We start from the raw sequence: 15,333 nt of genomic DNA, 5'->3' as shown, positions 1-15,333 counted from the left end.
CCGTGTCGAAACCGCGGGAACAGGGGAAAGGGAAAACGAATCAGGGTGTGCGGGCCAGGCGCAGCTCGATGCCGTCGAGCATCAGGCCGAGGCCCTGTTCGAAGCGCGTGTCGAAATCGACCTCGCTCCAGACCTCACGGGCGTCCCAGCAGTGCGGGAAACGCGCTTCGGCCAGGGCCATGAAGGCCTCGCCCAGCGCTTCCATGCTGCCGTCGCCGGGCCAGGACTGTTCTTCGATGACAAAGCCCATCGCGTAATACACCAGGTCCATCGAGGCAGTCGCGGCGAACCGCACCGACGCACCGGCGCCGACCAGCGCGGCGATGCTGGCTTCGCCCACCCGCAGCACGTTCTCGGTGGCCAGGAAGGTGCCGGCATACACCCGGGCACCATCGCGGCGGGCCTTGAAGGCTACCCGGAATTCGCGGGCGATCTGCAGCAGGGTCTGCCGCCAGGGCTGGCCTTCGGGAATGTCGCGGGCCACGTCGACAATCATGGCGTCGGCCATGGCATCGACCAGCGCCTGCTTGCTCTTGAAGTGCCAGTACAGCGACGGCGCGCGGATGCCCAGCGTGCAGGCCACCTTGCGCAGGGTCACGCCCTCCATGCCGGCCTCGTCGAGGATCTTGAAGGCAGCCTCGACGATGTTGTCCCGGGCGATGGGTTGACGCACTGGGGGCTTCTACCTAACGTTGTTAGGGAGCGAATCTAACAGTGTTAGGTTTACTTGTGCAAGGAACGGCCCCGTCGCGCTTCGTGGGCGCCGGGCACCGCGAGGACACGCATGGCGTGCCCCTACGGGTGGGGCCGGATGCGGCGCGACGCGTGGCATACTCCGCCGACTTTCCCTCCGGCCGCAGGTGCGCCTGCTCCTCTGGTCCGCCGCCATGCCCTGGCTTCCGGTTCGTCATGCATCCGCGCACGTCACGAACAGGAGCCGCGCCGGTTTCTGCCGGCCGCTGCTGATTGGCCTGCTGGCCCTGCTCGGCGCGCTGCCGTCGGCGCAGGCGCTGTCGCCGGACCGGGCGCTGTCCCAGTTGCGGCATGACCGCTGGACCCCGGACAACGGAGCACCGGCACAGATCTTCTCCATTGCCCAGACCCCCGACGGGCTGCTCTGGCTGGGTTCGCGGCAGGGTCTGTACCGCTTCGATGGCGTGCGCTTCGAGCGGATCACCACGGCCGGCAGCAAGCCGCTGATCGATGACGACGTGCTGAGCCTGCTGGCCGAGCCCGACGGCTCGCTGTGGGTGGGCTATTTCAACGGCGGCATGAGTCGTCTCGGTGGTCCGCATCCCGGGCAGTACGCGTACCAGCGCGAAGATGTCCCGCTGGGTTCGGTGATGGGTTTCGCCCGCGACAGCACCCGCCGCCTGTGGGCGATCACGGCGGCGGCGGTGGTCTGGCTGGACCCCGCCAGCGATACCTGGAAAACCGCGCAGGACCAGGGGATCGATCCGGCGTGGCGACCGGAGCGCCTCTTTGCCGACCGCCAGGGCGGTCTCTGGCTGGCGTACTCGGTCGGCAACACCTTCGGCATCGCGCATCTGGCGCCGGGCGCCGCGCGGTTCCAGGCCTACCCCAAGCCGGTGCAGATTCCCTATTTCGACCAAGCCGCCGACGGCACGCTGTGGGCGGTGGACTATTGGGGCGCGCGTCCGCTCGCCCAGGCCGACCCCGACGCGCGCCATCCACGGGCCACGGTCAGCTGGCTCGATCCCGCCTTCAAGGGCGCCGGGCTGCGTTTCGACCGCGATGGCGGCATGTGGCTCAGCACCGCCGGCGGCATCGCGCGCGTGCGCGATCCGAAGGTGCTGCGCGCCCCTGGCAGCGGCAACCTGCCGGCGCCGATTGAATACTTCGGCACGCAGCAGGGCCTCAGCTCCGAGGTGGTGTGGACGTTGTTCGAGGACCGCGAGGGCAGCGTCTGGGCCGGCACGGCCAACGGGCTGGACCGCTTCCGCGGCAATGCACTGGCGGCGATATCGCTGCCACGCCGGGAGCAGTCTTTCTCGATCGCGATGGACAAGGCCGGGCGGCTGCTGGCCGGGAACGCCGACGGCAGCCCGATGTGGGTCACGCCTGATGCCAGCCAGCCGAGTGGCGCCCGTGTGGTCGACCTGGGTGGCATGAAGATGGATGGGGTAACGGCCCTGCACCGCGACGGCAGCGGTACGCTGTGGGTCGGCAGCGGCGGTGGCCTTTTGTCACGGGTGGGACCCGCCGGCCTGGAAAACGTGGCATTGCCGCCGGAGCTGCAGGGCAGCGGCATGATCGGCATGCTGGCCAGCGACCGCGCCGGCGGCCTCTGGGTAAGCCGGCTCAATGGCGGCCTGCTCCGGCTGTACAACGGCACGTGGGAAGGCCAGAACGCGAAGTTCGGCCTGCAACCGGGGGTAATGCCACGCGCGCTGGCCGAAGACGCGCAGGGCCGCATCTGGTCCGATGCCGGGCAGACCATCCGCGTGTTCGAAAACGGCAAGCGACGCGACTTCACCGATGACGGCCCGGGCATCGGTCGAATCGCCCTGTTGCAGGCGCACGGCGACGACCTCTGGATCGGCGCCGCGCAGGGCGTGGCGGTGCGCAGTGGCGAGGTGTTCCACCGCCTGCTCGGCCAGGGCGGGGAGCGCTTCGAGCGCACCACCGGCATCGTGCTGCTGCCCGATGGCGAGCTGTGGCTGGGCGGCGGATCGAGCTTGAGCCGGGTGCCGGCCGCAGAGGTGAAGCGCTGGCGCGCCGATCCCTCCCATGCGGTGGCCTTCGAACGGTTCGGCGTGCTCGACGGCCTGCGCGGCAGCACCGAGCAGAACGGTGGCGTGCCCTCGGTGCTGGGCGATGGCCAGGGCCGCATCTGGTTCGCGACCAACCGCGGCGTGCACTGGATCGACCCGCACGCCATCACCCGCAACCCCGCGCCCGCGCCACTGCCGCCGACCCTGCTGGGCGTGCAGGTGGACGACAAGGCGCTGCCACTGTCCCCGCACCTGCGCCTGCCCGCCGGCAGCCGCGACCTGCGCGTGGACTACACCGCGCCGGCACTGCGCATTCCCGAACGCGTGCGTTTCCGCTACCGGCTGGATGGGGTGGACGATGCGTGGCGCGAAGCGGGCACCCGCCGCCAGGCGCTGTACAGCCGGCTGGAACCCGGCAGCTACCGCTTCCGGGTGATCGCCAGCGATGACGCCGGCACCTGGTCACCGCAGGAAGCATCGTTCAACGTCACCGTGTTGCCCGCGTTCTGGCAGACCGGTTGGTTCGCGCTGGCGATGCTGGCGTTGGCCGGCGCGCTGGTGTGGCTGTTCGTGCGCTGGCGGGTGGCGATCGCGCGGCTGCGGGTGCAGCGCCTGTACCGGGCGCGGGTGGGTGAACGCGAGCGGATTGCCCGCGACCTGCATGACACCCTGCTGCAGTCGGTACAGGCACTGATGCTGCGCATCGAGTCCTCGCGCCGCCGGCTGGCGTTGGGCGATGCCGCCGGCGCCGAGGCCGGGCTGGTGCATGCGCTGGAAGAGGCCGAGTCCGGCCTGGCCGAAGGGCGCGACCGCATCCGGGCGCTGCGCCGCGACGAGGCCGGCGTCGACGATCTGGAAACGGCAGTGCGCGCATTGCCGGCCCAGCTCGAACTGCCCGCGGGGATCGCGTTCGCGCTCGAGGTACGCGGCCGGCCGCGTCGCTGGCGCCAACCCGAACTGGGCGAGGTGTACCGGATCGTGCGCGAGGCATTGGCCAATGCCACCCGCCATGCCCATGCATCGCGCATCACCGTCCGCATCACCTATGCGCTGCTGCACACCCTCGTCGAGATCGAGGACGATGGCTGTGGCATCCAGGACGAGGTGGTGGTCCACGGCGGCAGCGAAGGACATTGGGGCCTGCCTGGCATGCGCGAACGCGCGGCACTGTGCGGCGGCACGTTGTCGGTGCAGGCACTGGCCACCGGCGGCACCCGGGTAGCGGTGCGCCTGCCACGCTGGCGGGGCTTCCGGCGCTGAGGAAAGCGCTTGCGTTGGGCAGCGCCACGATGCACGGTGCACTCCTCACCAGGACCTTGCCATGACCCTCCGCATCCTGACCATCGATGACCATCCCCTGATCCGCCAGGGCATCGCATCCATGCTGGAGGTGGAACCGGGCCTGGAACTGGTCGGCGAGGCCGCCGATGCACTGGACGGCATCGAACAGTACCGGCGCCTGCGGCCGGACATCGCGCTGGTCGACCTGCAGATGCCCGGTGTGGATGGGATCGAACTGACCCGCCGCCTGCGCGCGGAGTTTCCGCAGGCCCGCGTGGTCATCCTGACCACCTACCGGGGCGACGCCAATGCGCGCGACGCACTGGCAGCGGGCGCCTGCGGCTACCTGCTGAAGAGCTCGCTGCGCCGCGAACTGGTGGAGGCGCTGCACCGCGTGGCACAGGGCAAACGCTGCCTGTCGGCGGAGATCTCCGAAGAGATCGCCCAGCACATCGGCGAGGAACCGCTGACCGCGCGCGAGCAGTCCATCCTGGCCGCGCTGGCGCAGGGGTGGGAGAACAAGCGCATCGCCAATGACCTGGGCATCTCATCGGAAACGGTGAAGTCACACCTGGCGCGCATCTTCGAGAAGATCGGTGCACGCACCCGTACCGAAGCCATCCATATCGCCCTGCGTCGTGGGCTGGTGCGGCTGGACGACTAGCGCTTCATCATCGGCAGCGGCCGCAGCGGATGGCGCAGCCCATGCCGCAGCGAGAACTGGACCAGGCGCAGGTGGAAGCCCAGGCGCGGGAATCGCTCTACGGCGCGGGTGAAGTCATCCGGATGCAGGTCGAAGCGGAGCAGCCCCAGCGAAACATCGATCCAGTCGGCGCGGCGGAACGCCTCGATGCGGCGGTCCTGGTCCGGTGGGACGCGCGAGATCCGGTGGTGCTCGCTGATCATCGCCACCACCACCGGCACCAGTTCCGGCCGCTCCTGCTCGAGCAGGTAGTGCCGGGCCAGCGCTTCGGAAGGCGCCAGGTAATCAAAGGTGCCAGCAGTCCAGATCCCGAGATCATGAAACGCAACGGCCACCGACAGGGCGTACAGATCGTGCACCGTGCCCGGCAGCATGCACCAGTGGAAATTGGCCACGCGGTAGGTGTGGTTGCGGTAGGGATGGAAGTCCCGGCCCAGCACATTGGCGTGGCGCTCCAGGATCTCATCCAGCACAGCCAGGCGGTCGAGCATGGCGTTCTCCCGATGCACGGCGCGGTGCCGTGCCGGGGCAAAGCATAGCGCCGGCACTCCGGTGTGGCCGGCGCTGCCCGGGGTATCCGTAACTCCCCCATGTGGGGGCATCGACGCGCGCCCGAACGCCCGATGCCCGGCATGCACCCGCATGTGAGCCTGTCGTCCTTCCCTCCGTGACGAGGAGCCGCCATGAACACCGTTCCCCCCACCGCCCTGCATGACCTGACCGACGACGTTCGTGGCAGGGGTCCATCGCGCAGCGAAGAGTTCATCAGCGGGGGCGAGCGCGAGCTGTTCATCCGCAGCTGGCGCCCGACCGGGAAGGTGCGCGCGGTGCTGGCCATCGTGCCAGGCTTCAACTCCCATAGCGGGCACTACCAGTGGGCCGCCGCGCAGTTCACGGCGATGGGCCTGGCCGTGTATGCCGTGGACCTGCGCGGCCGCGGCAAATCCACTGGCGAACGTTTCCATGTCGAGCACTTCGACGATTACCTGGCCGACGTGCAGTCGCTGCTGGATGTCGCGCGCTCGCGCGAACCCGGGCTGCCGGTATTCCTGCTCGGGCACAGTGCCGGTGGGGTGATCGCCTCGGCGTACACGCTGGCGCACCAGGACGAACTGGCCGGCCTGATCTGCGAAAGCTACGCCTTCCAGGTGCCGGCACCGGCGCCGGTACTGGCACTGGTGCGCTGGCTCAGTGGCCCGTTCCCGAAGCTGCGGGTGCTCAAGCTGCCCAACAAGGAATTCTCGCGGCTGCCCGAGGTGGTAGCCGCGCTCAATGCCGATCCCCTCATCGCCAACGAGAAGCAGACGGCGCTCACCGTGGCGCAGATGCTGGTCGGCATCGACCGGCTCAGGCGCGGTTTCCCGAGCCTGCGCCTGCCGGTACTGATCGCGCATGGCACCGCCGACAAGGTCACCGTCCCCGCCGGCAGCCAGGTGTTCGACGACAACGCCGGTTCCGCCGACAAGACGCTGCTGCTGTACAAGGACCACGCCCATGACCTGCTCAACGATGCAGGGCGCGAAGGCGTGGTGCGCGACTTCCAGCAATGGATCGAGCGGCACCTGCCCCGCGACGTCGCCGTGGACGCGGAGCGCAGCGCGTGATCACGCCAGCGCGATGCCCTTCACCAGACGCGAGGCGAGGCGTTCATGTTTGAGCTGTGCCAGCCACCACTCCAGCGCCCTGCCCTGGTGATCGCCGCGCCAGGCCACGTACAGCAGGTTGGGCTCGCGCGGGTCGGCCATGCGTTTTTCCACCAGCGCGCCGCGCGCGAGCAGGCCGGCCACCCGCTCGCGCGGCAGCCAGCCCACGCCCAGGCCCTCGCACTGCGCGCGGATCTTGGCATGCATGCTCGGCACCGCCAGCGACGGCTGGCCACCGAGCACGCCATAGCCGCGCACCTCGAGCCTGCGGGAGGTATCGGCCACCACCACCGCGCGGTGCTGCAGCAATGCTGACGCGTCGACCGGCTCCAACGCCTTGGCCAGCGGATGGTGGGGCGCCACGGCGAAGACCCATTCCATCACGCCCAGCTCGAACCAGCGCAGGCCCGGAATGACGGGCGGTTCGTTGGTGGCGCCCACCACCAGGTCGGCACGCCCGTCGCGCAGCGCGTCCCAGGTGCCGGTAAGGACTTCGTGGGTAATCCGCAGGGTGACGCCGGAGGCGAGCGCGTCGAAGGCATGGATGACCGGCAGCAGCGTTTCGAATTCCAGGATTTCGTCGGTAACGATCCACAGCCGGTCTTCCCAGCCACCGGCCACCTGTTTGACCCGGCGGGTGAGCCGGGACACATCGAGCATCAGGCGCGCCGCTTCCTGGGCCAGCAGGTGGCCGGCCGGGGTGAGCTGCAGGCGGTAGCGGCGGCGGTCGAACAGCAGGGCATCGAAGCGTGCCTCCAGCTGGCGGGCGGCGTGCGACACCGTGGACGGCGCCTTGCCCAAGCGGGCTGCAGCACGCGACAGGCTGCCGCTCTCGCGGATGGCTTCCAGCAGGGCCAGTTCGTCGGCAGACAACATGTTCGATCCCTTCGAACGAGTTCGTCGCGATTGTGGCACGGAAAAGGCAGAACGCCCGCGCAACATTGGCTCACGGCACAACGCCACCATCGAAGGAGATCAGCATGAACCGTTTCAGCAACAAGACCGTCCTTGTCACCGGCGGCAGCAGCGGCATCGGCCTGGCGGCGGCCAAGGCCTTCGCCGCCGAAGGCGCCCGTGTGGTCATCACCGGCCGCGATGCCGCCGCATTGGAGCAGGCTGCAGCGGCGGTGGGCAGCACCGCGCTGGTGGTGGTGAACGATGCCGGCGACATCGCCGCCGCGCGTGCCCTGGCCGAAACCCTGGCCGCCGCCGAGGTGCGCCTGGACGCCGTGTTCGTCAACGCCGGCGCAGCGAAGTTCGCCGCCTACCCGGACGTGGACGAAGCGCTGTGGGACCAGATCTTCAACACCAACATCAAGGGCCCCTACTTCCAGCTGCAGGCGTTGCTGCCGCTGTTGAATCCAGGTGCATCGGTGGTGATCAACGGCTCGATCAACGCCCGCATCGGCATGCCCAACACCTCGGTGTATGCGGCCAGCAAGGCGGCGGTGATCTCGCTGGCCAGAACGCTCTCGGCCGAACTGCTGCCGCGCGGCGTGCGCGTCAACGTGCTCAGCCCGGGCCCGGTGGCCACCCCGATCTACACCAAGCTCGGCCTGGATGCGGCCGCGCTGGACGCCACCGCCGCACAGATCCAGAGCCAGATTCCTCTGGGCCGCTTCGGCACCCCGGAAGAAATTGCCGCCACCGTGCTGCACCTGTCCTCACCCGAATCGGCCTACATCGTCGGCACCGAAATCATCGCCGACGGTGGCATGAGCCAGCTCTGACACCCCGCCCTTTTCCAGGAGAATCGTCATGAAACTGCTTCCCCGTTCATTCCGCCGCGCCGCCACCGCGCTGGTGCTGATGCTGGCCGTGCATGCCACTGCGCAGGCGGCCGGCAGCGCGGCCATCCAGAGCCACACCGCCGACGTCAACGGCGTCACCCTGCATTACCTGCAGGCCGGCCAAGGCGATGCGTCGCCGGTGGTGCTGCTGCACGGCTATGCCGAAACCAGCCACATGTGGCGCCCGTTGATGCCGCAGCTGGCCGGCCGCCATGTGGTCATCGCGCCCGACCTGCGCGGTGCCGGGCAGTCGTCCAAACCGGACGGCGGCTACGACAAGAAGACACTGGCGCAGGATGTCCATGCGCTGGTGAAGTCGTTGGGCTACCCCAAGGTCAAGATCGTCGGCCATGACATCGGCCTGATGGTGGCGTACGCGTACGCCGCCCAGTACCCGGACGAAGTGGACAGCATCGTGTTGATGGATGCGTTCCTGCCGGGCGTGGGCGACTGGACTCACGTGTGGCTGCTGCGTGATCTGTGGCACTTCCACTTCTATGGCGAAACCCCGCTGAAGCTGGTGGATGGCCGCGAGCGCACCTACTTCGAGCACTTCTGGAACGACTTCGCCGCCGACCGCACGCACTCCGTGCCCGAGGCCGACCGGCAGTTCTATGCGTCCGAATACGCACGCCCCGGCGGCATGCGCGCGGGCTTTGAGTACTTCAAGAACTTCGAACAGGATGCCAAGGACTTTGCGGGCTTCGCCAAGACACCGCTGCACATGCCGATGCTGGTGCTGTCCGGTGAGAAGGCCGGCGGCCAGTTCCTGATCGACCAGGCCAAGCTGGTGGACACCAACGTGGAAGGCGTGATCGTCAAAGGCTCCGGCCATTGGCTGATGGAAGAAGCCCCGGAGCAGACGATCCCCGCGCTGGTCGCGTTCCTGGACAAGTAGCCGCCTGACTACCCACCCTCGCCGTGCGCGTTCAACCACTCGCGCGGCGAGGTGCCGGTGCGCCGGCGGAAGGCGCGCGAAAAGGTGGGCGCGTCGGCGAAGCCGAGCTCCAGCGCTACCTGCTTCACCGGACGACCGGCGCGCAGCAGCGAGGTGGCCACGTTGAGTTTCCAGTCCAGCGAATACGCCGCCGGCGTGGTGCCGGTGGCGGTCTTGAAGGCAGCGGCGAATGCGCTGCGCGACATGCCTGCGCGTTCGGCCATGCGTTCGAGGGTCCAGTCGGCATCGGGTTCGGCGTGCACCGCCATCAGTGCCTTGGCCAAGCGCGGGTCGGACAGGCCCATCGTCATGCCGGGCGACACCTGCGCCTTGCCGGGGTGGTCGATGATCCAGCGCAGCACCTGGATCAACACGACCTCGAACAGGCGGTTGGCGAGCAGGCGCGACCCGCAGCGCAACTGGTCCGATTCGGCGAACAGCAGGTCAAGCGTCGCCTGCAGGCCGTCAATGGCGCCCAGTGGCAACACGATCGCTTCCGGCAGCGACTGCACGATCGGGTTGCGGGCGCCACCATCGAAATCGAGCGTGGCGCAGGTGAAGTCCGAGCCGTCCACCGGCGGGTTGATGAATTCGTGGTGCACCGCGCGCGGAAACAGCAGCAGCGTGGGCTCGCTCAGATGGGTGCGCGCCAGGCGCGAGCCGTCGCGATACAGCAGGTCCATTTCGCCCCGGCGCAGCACGTGCAGGAAGCCGCGGCCAGGCTGCGCGTCGAAGCGCTGGTGCCCGCACAGCGGGCCGGCATGGAACAGCGTGGCCTGGACCCGGAACCGCTCCAGGACCGGGGTCAGACGGTCGATGGAAGGACTGGACGAATTGACATCTATGAGCGACATAAAGACACCAAACGTCCCGGTCGGGTTCCTATTATGCCCATCAACCGGCCACCCCGCGCCGGCATTCAGAGGAATCCACACCATGTCCCGTATCCCGCTGATCAACGCCGCCGACACCACCGGCGAACGCCAGGCCCTGCTCGGCCAGATCCATTCCGCCTTCGGTGCCACACCCAACATGTTCCGTGCCGTTGCCAATTCCACCGCTGCCCTGAAGAGCATGTGGGGGTCGTTCGGCGCGCTCGGCGGCGGCATCATTCCGGCCGCGCTGGGCGAGAAGATCGCCGTGGCCATCGCCAACCGCAACGCCTGCGAGTACTGCTTGGCCGCGCACACCGCACTGGGCCGCAAGGCAGGTGCCAGCAGCCAGGAAATGAGCGCCGCGCAGGGCGGTGAGTCCGATGATCCCAAGACGGCTGCTGCGCTGCACTTCGCGCTGCGCGTGGTGGAAGGCCGTGGCCAGATCGACGATGCCGATGTCGCCCAGCTGCGGAACGTGGGCTTCAATGATGAAGCGATCGTCGAAATCCTCGCCCACGTGGCGTTGAATCTGTTCACCAACTACGTCAACGTCGCCTTTGCGGTGCCGGTCGATTTCCCCGGCGTCAAACTGCGTTGATTCCAGCGGTCCGTGCTGGCCGGGTTCCGGCCAGCCAACCCAGGTGTTCCCTCCGTCCTGATGCGTGAGACTGCGGCAATGACCACAACCTACCGCCCGATCAACTGCGAGTTCCACGATGTGCTGGAAGCCACTGCCACCGGCCAACGCCGCGTGACCATCGTGTACGTGGACGCGGCTGGAGAGGAATGCACGGCGCTGGCGCGGATCACCGACCTGCGTGCGAAGGAGGGCGCCGAGTACATGCACCTGGACGACGGAAGCGTGGTGCGCCTGGATGCCATTGCGAGCGTGGACGGCGTGCGGCTGGCCGCGTTCTAAAACCTTGGTATGCAGCCTGGTGTCCGCGCCGGTCCAACCGTGCATACCAAGAGATGGCTGTGCGCCACCCGGTGCCGAATCGATAGTGGGGCCTCACCCAAGGAGTCCACCATGTCCGACATCATCATCACCGACAAGCTGCTGTCCGCCTCCGCCTACACCGCGATCATCAACGCGCCGATCGAGAAGGTGGACATCGCGGACTGGCTGTTCAACCTGCCCGAAGCGGAGTATCAGCGCTGCTGCCCGCCCGACCATATCTCCGCTGGCTCGACCCGCACCGACGATGGCACGCGCATGTCCATCAATGTCGAGATGATCGGCAAGACGCTGATGGTCCAGCACTACGTGGCTGAAATTGCCAGGCCAAGCCTGTGCCGCATGGTATCCACGTCGGACGCGTTCACGCCCAACGGTCGCACGCGGGTGCAGGTGATCTGGACGCTCAGCGTGAAGAAGATCGACGAGAACACCTGCGAATACACCAACAGCGTCGTGGCCCACCCCACGCAGGAATTCCTGGACTTCATCGCCGAACACGGCACGCCGTTCGAAGACGCGGCCGACGCCCGCCAGCGCGATGGCGGCAACCACAACAGCCGCGAGACCCCGTTGTTCGCCGCCAGCATCGAGAGACATGCGCTGGCTTCGGCTGCAAGCCGGCTGCTTTGACGTTGGTCAGCTTCTGACGAAGGCGAGCAAAGAAGCAATATCTCCGCAGTCCGCCTTCCTGATGGCCGCCAGGTATTCCTGGCGGACCATTGGGCCGTGGGGAGCAGGCCCCCACGAAAACTGCTCGCCCCCATGCCTGAGCAGGAACATGTCAGCCATCACACGCGAGCAGCGGCCATTGCCATTTGGGAAAGGATGAATGAAGGTCAGCTGGTGGTGGAGGCGCACGGCCTGCTCATCAAGGGGGTAGGTTCCAAACTCCTGCCAGGCGTGTGCATTGTCGAACAGCTGCCGCAGTTGCGTTGCAATCTGATAGGGGGCAACGCCGATGTTTCGTTCGGTCTGGCGGAAGGTCCCCGCCCAGTCCCACACTTGGTTGAACATGCGTTCGTGGAGCTGGCGCAGGAATGCCTCGCTGTTTACGACGACGTCCTTCCTCCTGATCTGGGCACGGGCCCAGCGCATTCCGTGGAGAATGTTTTCGCCCTCCGCATCATTGAGGTCGGTACGTGTTGCTACCCACCCAAGCTTCAGGCCACGCGCTTCATCGGGATCGAGCGGCGTCTGCCCCTCGTCCAGTGCATCGCGGAAGTACGGGTCAGCCAATGGGTAGCTCCCGCCACAACATACTGTCCGGGATTGCCGCCTCGGCCTGCAGTAACAAGTGTCGGCGCAGCGTCTCGGATACGGCCTGGTCCTCCAGGTTCATGTGTACGGAGGCCCGATCGATTTCCGTGCTGTAGAGCTGCAGGCGACGCTGGTCCACCGCAGCCTGCAGCGGTTGACGAGGCACGACCAGTACCACCAGCTCGCAATCGAGCACGGTTGCCGCGCGTCGAAGCGTGTCGATCTGGACCGTGCCCGCCCGCTCATTGCTTTCCAGCTTTGCCACCGCAGCCGGAGACACTCCCAGCCGCCTTGCAAGATCTGACTTGGACATTCCCAACGCTTCGCGCGTTCCCGCGATCCACCCACCGCCGGGCGTGCGCGGTAGCTTGGGAAGCATGTCGCGAAGGCGGCTGCCAACTTCATCCAGCCGTGCCCGGGCAAGTCTGCGCATCTGCGAACCATCTCTGGATGACATGGGGCCACCTGTGGCGTTGAGGCTTCATCCTATAATGTAACCTATAGTTATCATTTTGCAACGTCATTTGTTACCTATAAGTTACGTTATCAGCTGTCTACCATCACCTATAGGTGCGGCCTATCGCCTGCCGGAGCGGTATGAAGACGCTTCCACCAAGTTCCCTGAACGCGCCCTTCATTCATGTACCGGTCAGTTCAATATTCAGGGTTGATTAGAGCGCCTAACGGATAATTCACACCTGTCGACCGTCCTTCTCTCTCCCCTCCCCAAGGGGGACGGTCGGCAAAACCAAATAATAAAAAGGTGTGTTCCCGATGATGAAGACCTCCCTGCTTGCCTTGGGCCTGATTGCTGCCCTGCCGTTCGCTGCTTCGGCTGCCGATGGCCTGTCGTACAACTACGTGGAAGGCGGCTACGTGAACACCGATACCAAGGGCGGCTCCGCCGACGGTTGGGCGGTGAAGGGCTCGGCCGCGATTGCGCCGAACTTCCATGTCTTTGGCGATTACAACTCGCAGGAAACCGACCGCGGCAACGTTGATGTTGACCAGTGGCGCGTGGGCCTGGGCTACAACTACGGCATCGCGCCGACCACCGACCTGGTGGCCCGCGTCGCCTACCAGAAGTTCGATCCGAAGGAAGGCCTGGATTTCAACGGTTACGCCACCGAAGTGGGCGTGCGCACCGCGTTCACCCCGATGATCGAAGGCTACGCGATGGCCGGCTACGAAGACTTCAGCAAGAAGCACGGCATCAACCCGGACGGCGAGTTCTACGGTCTGGTGGGCGCGCAGGCCAAGTTCAACCAGAACTGGGGCCTGAGCGGCCAAGTGAAGCTGGCAAAGGGTGGCGACAAGGAATGGTTCGTCGGCCCGCGCTTCACCTGGTAAGCCTGTAGCTGCACGGTACGTTGTTGGATGGCGTGATCTCTCTCTCCCTCACGCCATGAAGCCCGGCTTAGTAGGCCGGGCTTCACTTATATGGCGCCTACCTCGTCGGGGTGCCACGCAGAAACCCAGCGCAAGCTGGGTTTTCGCGTTCTGGGCATCCGGGCGGGGTAAAAAAAAACCCCGGCAATGCCGGGGTCCTTCCTGATCATTTGAACAGCGTGTCCGGATACTCCGGTTTCTGTTCGCGGGCCAACAGCGCGCGCAGGCCCTCTTCCGGGGTCTGTTCGCCGTGCAGCACGGCGCGGACCCGGTCGGAGATCGGCAGGTCGATGCCGTGGCGACGGGCCTGGCGCATGACTTCGTCGGCGGTCTGCACCGATTCCACCACTTGGCCGATTTCGCGGATCGCGTCCTGCAGTGACTGCCCACGCCCCAGCGCCAAGCCCAGGCGACGGTTGCGCGAGAGATCGCCGGTGCAGGTCAGCACCAGGTCACCCAAGCCTGCCAGGCCCATCAGGGTCTCCGGCTTGGCGCCAATCGCAGCGGCCAGGCGCAGCATCTCGTTGAGGCCGCGGGTAATCAGGCCGGCACGGGCGTTGAGGCCCAGCTGCATGCCATCGGCCACACCGGTGGCCACGGCCAGCACGTTCTTCATGGCGCCACCGAGTTCGGCACCGACCATGTCGTCGCCGGTATAGGCGCGGAACGCCGGGCCATGCATGGCTTCGGCCACCTGCTGGGCGAACTCGGCATCGTCGCCGTGCACGGTAATCGCGGTGGGCAGGCCCAGCGTGACTTCCTTGGCGAACGACGGGCCGGTAACCACCGCCAGCGGCACCTCAGGCCCGAGGACCTCGCGCGCCACTTCATGCAGGAAACGCCCGGAGCCGGGTTCGAAGCCCTTGGTGGCCCAGGCCACGCCGGCAGCCGCCGGGCGCAGCGGCGCCAGCGCGCGCACGGTTTCACCGAACGCGTGCGACGGCACCACCACCAGGATCCAGGTGGCATCCTTGACGGCCGCAGTCAGGTCCGTGGTGGCGCGCAGGGATTCCGGCAACGGAATACCCGGCAGGTAGCGGGTGTTCTCGTGGCGCTGGTCGATGGCCTCGACCATCGCCGCGTCGCGGCCCCACAGCACGGTCTGGCGACCGTGCCGTGCAAGCAGGCTGGCCAGGGCGGTGCCCCAGGAGCCGGCGCCGAGAACGGCGACCTTGTCTGCGTTGTTGCTCATTGCTGCAGCGCCGATCAGGCGTTGCCGGCCGGCTCGGAATCGGCGAGCGAGGTTTCGCCCTGTTCCTGGCGCTGGCGCAGGGTTTCGGCGTACAGGCCTTCGAAGTTGATCGGCTGCAGGAAGAACGGCGGGAAGCCGCCGGCCTGGATCAGCTCGCTCACCAGCGAACGCACGTACGGGAACAGGATGTTCGGGCACTGGGTGCCCAGCAGCACGTCGATCGACTGCGGGTCCAGGCCGACCAGGCCGAACACGCCAGCCTGCTGCACTTCGGCCACGTAGGCGGTCTTGTCGCCGGCCTTGCAGGTCAGGGTCACGGCCAGCACCACTTCGAAGGCGCTCTCACCCAGGCGCTGCACGCGCTGGTTCAGGTTGAGCTGCAGCTCCGGCTGCACGGCTTCGTTGAACACGGCCGGGGCGTTGGGCGATTCGAAGGAAACGTCCTTGACGTAGATCTTTTCGACGGTGAACGCGGGGCCGGTGGCGGCGTCGGCCGGCGCGATGGCGCCGTTGGTGTTCGCTTCGGACATTTCCTGTTGCTCCAGAATGAATGCTGTAAAAACGGATTGT

Annotated in this window: 17 protein-coding genes; 9 read left to right on the top strand and 8 right to left on the bottom strand. The window is 67.0% G+C overall.

Annotation, left to right across the window (positions count from 1 at the left end; all coding sequences use genetic code 11):
• Positions 1 to 40: 40 nt before the first annotated feature.
• The gene (locus tag SOM39_RS10950) at positions 41 to 673 is read right to left on the bottom strand and encodes a TetR/AcrR family transcriptional regulator C-terminal domain-containing protein (RefSeq protein ID WP_083214029.1); all 633 of its coding nucleotides are present in this window, start codon (positions 671 to 673) and stop codon (positions 41 to 43) included.
• A gap of 214 nt (positions 674 to 887) precedes the next feature.
• Between SOM39_RS10950 and SOM39_RS10945 the strand changes: the two genes are divergently transcribed.
• Positions 888 to 3,995 (top strand): sensor histidine kinase, encoded by a 3,108-nt coding sequence (locus tag SOM39_RS10945; RefSeq protein ID WP_320458339.1) that lies wholly within the window; start codon positions 888 to 890, stop codon positions 3,993 to 3,995.
• A gap of 61 nt (positions 3,996 to 4,056) precedes the next feature.
• Positions 4,057 to 4,680, top strand: a complete 624-nt coding sequence (locus tag SOM39_RS10940) for a response regulator (protein WP_093535221.1) — start codon at positions 4,057 to 4,059, stop codon at positions 4,678 to 4,680.
• Here SOM39_RS10940 and SOM39_RS10935 read toward each other — a convergent pair.
• Entirely contained in the window at positions 4,677 to 5,210 is a 534-nt protein-coding gene (locus tag SOM39_RS10935) for a hypothetical protein (protein WP_320458338.1), read from the bottom strand. The genes SOM39_RS10940 and SOM39_RS10935 overlap by 4 nt on opposite strands.
• Before the next feature lie 192 nt (positions 5,211 to 5,402).
• On the opposite strand from SOM39_RS10935, the gene SOM39_RS10930 reads away from it, so the two are divergent.
• The gene (locus SOM39_RS10930; RefSeq protein WP_320458337.1) at positions 5,403 to 6,323 is read left to right on the top strand and encodes an alpha/beta hydrolase; all 921 of its coding nucleotides are present in this window, start codon (positions 5,403 to 5,405) and stop codon (positions 6,321 to 6,323) included.
• On the opposite strand, the gene SOM39_RS10925 is transcribed toward SOM39_RS10930, so the two are convergent.
• The gene (locus SOM39_RS10925) at positions 6,324 to 7,238 is read right to left on the bottom strand and encodes a LysR family transcriptional regulator (protein WP_320458336.1); all 915 of its coding nucleotides are present in this window, start codon (positions 7,236 to 7,238) and stop codon (positions 6,324 to 6,326) included. It abuts the gene before it with no gap.
• Positions 7,239 to 7,342: 104 nt separating this feature from the next.
• On the opposite strand from SOM39_RS10925, the gene SOM39_RS10920 reads away from it, so the two are divergent.
• Both SOM39_RS10920 and SOM39_RS10915 read left to right on the top strand, forming a co-directional pair.
• Entirely contained in the window at positions 7,343 to 8,092 is a 750-nt protein-coding gene (locus SOM39_RS10920) for an SDR family oxidoreductase (RefSeq protein WP_320458335.1), read from the top strand.
• Positions 8,093 to 8,120: 28 nt separating this feature from the next.
• Positions 8,121 to 9,050, top strand: a complete 930-nt coding sequence (locus tag SOM39_RS10915; protein WP_320458334.1) for an alpha/beta hydrolase — start codon at positions 8,121 to 8,123, stop codon at positions 9,048 to 9,050.
• An 8-nt stretch (positions 9,051 to 9,058) separates the two neighbouring features.
• Here SOM39_RS10915 and SOM39_RS10910 read toward each other — a convergent pair whose 3' ends face one another.
• On the bottom strand, positions 9,059 to 9,943 hold the full coding sequence (locus SOM39_RS10910; RefSeq protein WP_320458333.1) for an AraC family transcriptional regulator: 885 nt from the start codon (positions 9,941 to 9,943) through the stop codon (positions 9,059 to 9,061).
• A gap of 82 nt (positions 9,944 to 10,025) precedes the next feature.
• Between SOM39_RS10910 and SOM39_RS10905 the strand changes: the two genes are divergently transcribed.
• The 3 genes from SOM39_RS10905 to SOM39_RS10895 all read left to right on the top strand — a co-directional run bounded on the left by SOM39_RS10905 (position 10,026) and on the right by SOM39_RS10895 (position 11,555).
• A complete protein-coding gene (locus tag SOM39_RS10905; RefSeq protein ID WP_068848288.1) occupies positions 10,026 to 10,562 on the top strand; it encodes a carboxymuconolactone decarboxylase family protein in 537 nt (178 codons plus the stop codon).
• A 78-nt stretch (positions 10,563 to 10,640) separates the two neighbouring features.
• Complete coding sequence (locus SOM39_RS10900) at positions 10,641 to 10,883, top strand: hypothetical protein (RefSeq protein WP_320458332.1); 243 nt, start codon at positions 10,641 to 10,643, stop codon at positions 10,881 to 10,883.
• A gap of 111 nt (positions 10,884 to 10,994) precedes the next feature.
• Positions 10,995 to 11,555 (top strand): hypothetical protein, encoded by a 561-nt coding sequence (locus SOM39_RS10895; protein ID WP_068848284.1) that lies wholly within the window; start codon positions 10,995 to 10,997, stop codon positions 11,553 to 11,555.
• A 6-nt stretch (positions 11,556 to 11,561) separates the two neighbouring features.
• On the opposite strand, the gene SOM39_RS10890 is transcribed toward SOM39_RS10895, so the two are convergent.
• Together SOM39_RS10890 and SOM39_RS10885 are read right to left on the bottom strand one after the other, a co-directional pair.
• On the bottom strand, positions 11,562 to 12,161 hold the full coding sequence (locus tag SOM39_RS10890) for a mobile mystery protein B (protein ID WP_320458331.1): 600 nt from the start codon (positions 12,159 to 12,161) through the stop codon (positions 11,562 to 11,564).
• Complete coding sequence (locus SOM39_RS10885; RefSeq protein ID WP_320458330.1) at positions 12,154 to 12,615, bottom strand: helix-turn-helix domain-containing protein; 462 nt, start codon at positions 12,613 to 12,615, stop codon at positions 12,154 to 12,156. Before SOM39_RS10885 ends, SOM39_RS10890 begins: the two co-directional genes overlap by 8 nt.
• Positions 12,616 to 12,959: 344 nt before the next feature.
• Between SOM39_RS10885 and SOM39_RS10880 the strand changes: the two genes are divergently transcribed.
• Entirely contained in the window at positions 12,960 to 13,532 is a 573-nt protein-coding gene (locus tag SOM39_RS10880; protein WP_068854490.1) for an Ax21 family protein, read from the top strand.
• 205 nt (positions 13,533 to 13,737) lie between these two features.
• Here the strand turns inward: SOM39_RS10880 and SOM39_RS10875 are convergent, their stop codons facing one another.
• Both SOM39_RS10875 and secB read right to left on the bottom strand, forming a co-directional pair.
• Positions 13,738 to 14,763 carry an NAD(P)H-dependent glycerol-3-phosphate dehydrogenase gene (locus SOM39_RS10875; RefSeq protein WP_068848280.1) on the bottom strand — a complete coding sequence of 342 codons (1,026 nt, stop codon included), beginning with the start codon at positions 14,761 to 14,763 and terminating at the stop codon, positions 13,738 to 13,740.
• Between the two features lie 14 nt (positions 14,764 to 14,777).
• Positions 14,778 to 15,293 carry a protein-export chaperone SecB gene (gene secB / locus SOM39_RS10870; protein WP_068848278.1) on the bottom strand — a complete coding sequence of 172 codons (516 nt, stop codon included), beginning with the start codon at positions 15,291 to 15,293 and terminating at the stop codon, positions 14,778 to 14,780.
• Between the last annotated feature and the right edge of the window lie 40 nt (positions 15,294 to 15,333).

The sequence above is a fragment of the Stenotrophomonas sp. CFBP8994 genome, from assembly GCF_034044835.1.
Taxonomy (GTDB): domain Bacteria; phylum Pseudomonadota; class Gammaproteobacteria; order Xanthomonadales; family Xanthomonadaceae; genus Stenotrophomonas; species Stenotrophomonas rhizophila_A.
Note: the sequence above shows the minus strand (reverse complement) of the source record. Positions and strands in the feature narration are given on the sequence as shown.

Coding starts and splice junctions, on each gene's coding strand:
- secB (WP_068848278.1), bottom strand. CDS start 15,293: ATGTCCGAAGCGAACACCAACGGCGCCATCGCGCCGGCCGACGCCGCC.
- SOM39_RS10940 (WP_093535221.1), top strand. CDS start 4,057: ATGACCCTCCGCATCCTGACCATCGATGACCATCCCCTGATCCGCCAG.
- SOM39_RS10880 (WP_068854490.1), top strand. CDS start 12,960: ATGAAGACCTCCCTGCTTGCCTTGGGCCTGATTGCTGCCCTGCCGTTC.
- SOM39_RS10905 (WP_068848288.1), top strand. CDS start 10,026: ATGTCCCGTATCCCGCTGATCAACGCCGCCGACACCACCGGCGAACGC.
- SOM39_RS10930 (WP_320458337.1), top strand. CDS start 5,403: ATGAACACCGTTCCCCCCACCGCCCTGCATGACCTGACCGACGACGTT.
- SOM39_RS10915 (WP_320458334.1), top strand. CDS start 8,121: ATGAAACTGCTTCCCCGTTCATTCCGCCGCGCCGCCACCGCGCTGGTG.
- SOM39_RS10945 (WP_320458339.1), top strand. CDS start 888: ATGCCCTGGCTTCCGGTTCGTCATGCATCCGCGCACGTCACGAACAGG.
- SOM39_RS10935 (WP_320458338.1), bottom strand. CDS start 5,210: ATGCTCGACCGCCTGGCTGTGCTGGATGAGATCCTGGAGCGCCACGCC.
- SOM39_RS10920 (WP_320458335.1), top strand. CDS start 7,343: ATGAACCGTTTCAGCAACAAGACCGTCCTTGTCACCGGCGGCAGCAGC.
- SOM39_RS10910 (WP_320458333.1), bottom strand. CDS start 9,943: ATGTCGCTCATAGATGTCAATTCGTCCAGTCCTTCCATCGACCGTCTG.
- SOM39_RS10895 (WP_068848284.1), top strand. CDS start 10,995: ATGTCCGACATCATCATCACCGACAAGCTGCTGTCCGCCTCCGCCTAC.
- SOM39_RS10885 (WP_320458330.1), bottom strand. CDS start 12,615: ATGCGCAGACTTGCCCGGGCACGGCTGGATGAAGTTGGCAGCCGCCTT.
- SOM39_RS10925 (WP_320458336.1), bottom strand. CDS start 7,238: ATGTTGTCTGCCGACGAACTGGCCCTGCTGGAAGCCATCCGCGAGAGC.
- SOM39_RS10875 (WP_068848280.1), bottom strand. CDS start 14,763: ATGAGCAACAACGCAGACAAGGTCGCCGTTCTCGGCGCCGGCTCCTGG.
- SOM39_RS10900 (WP_320458332.1), top strand. CDS start 10,641: ATGACCACAACCTACCGCCCGATCAACTGCGAGTTCCACGATGTGCTG.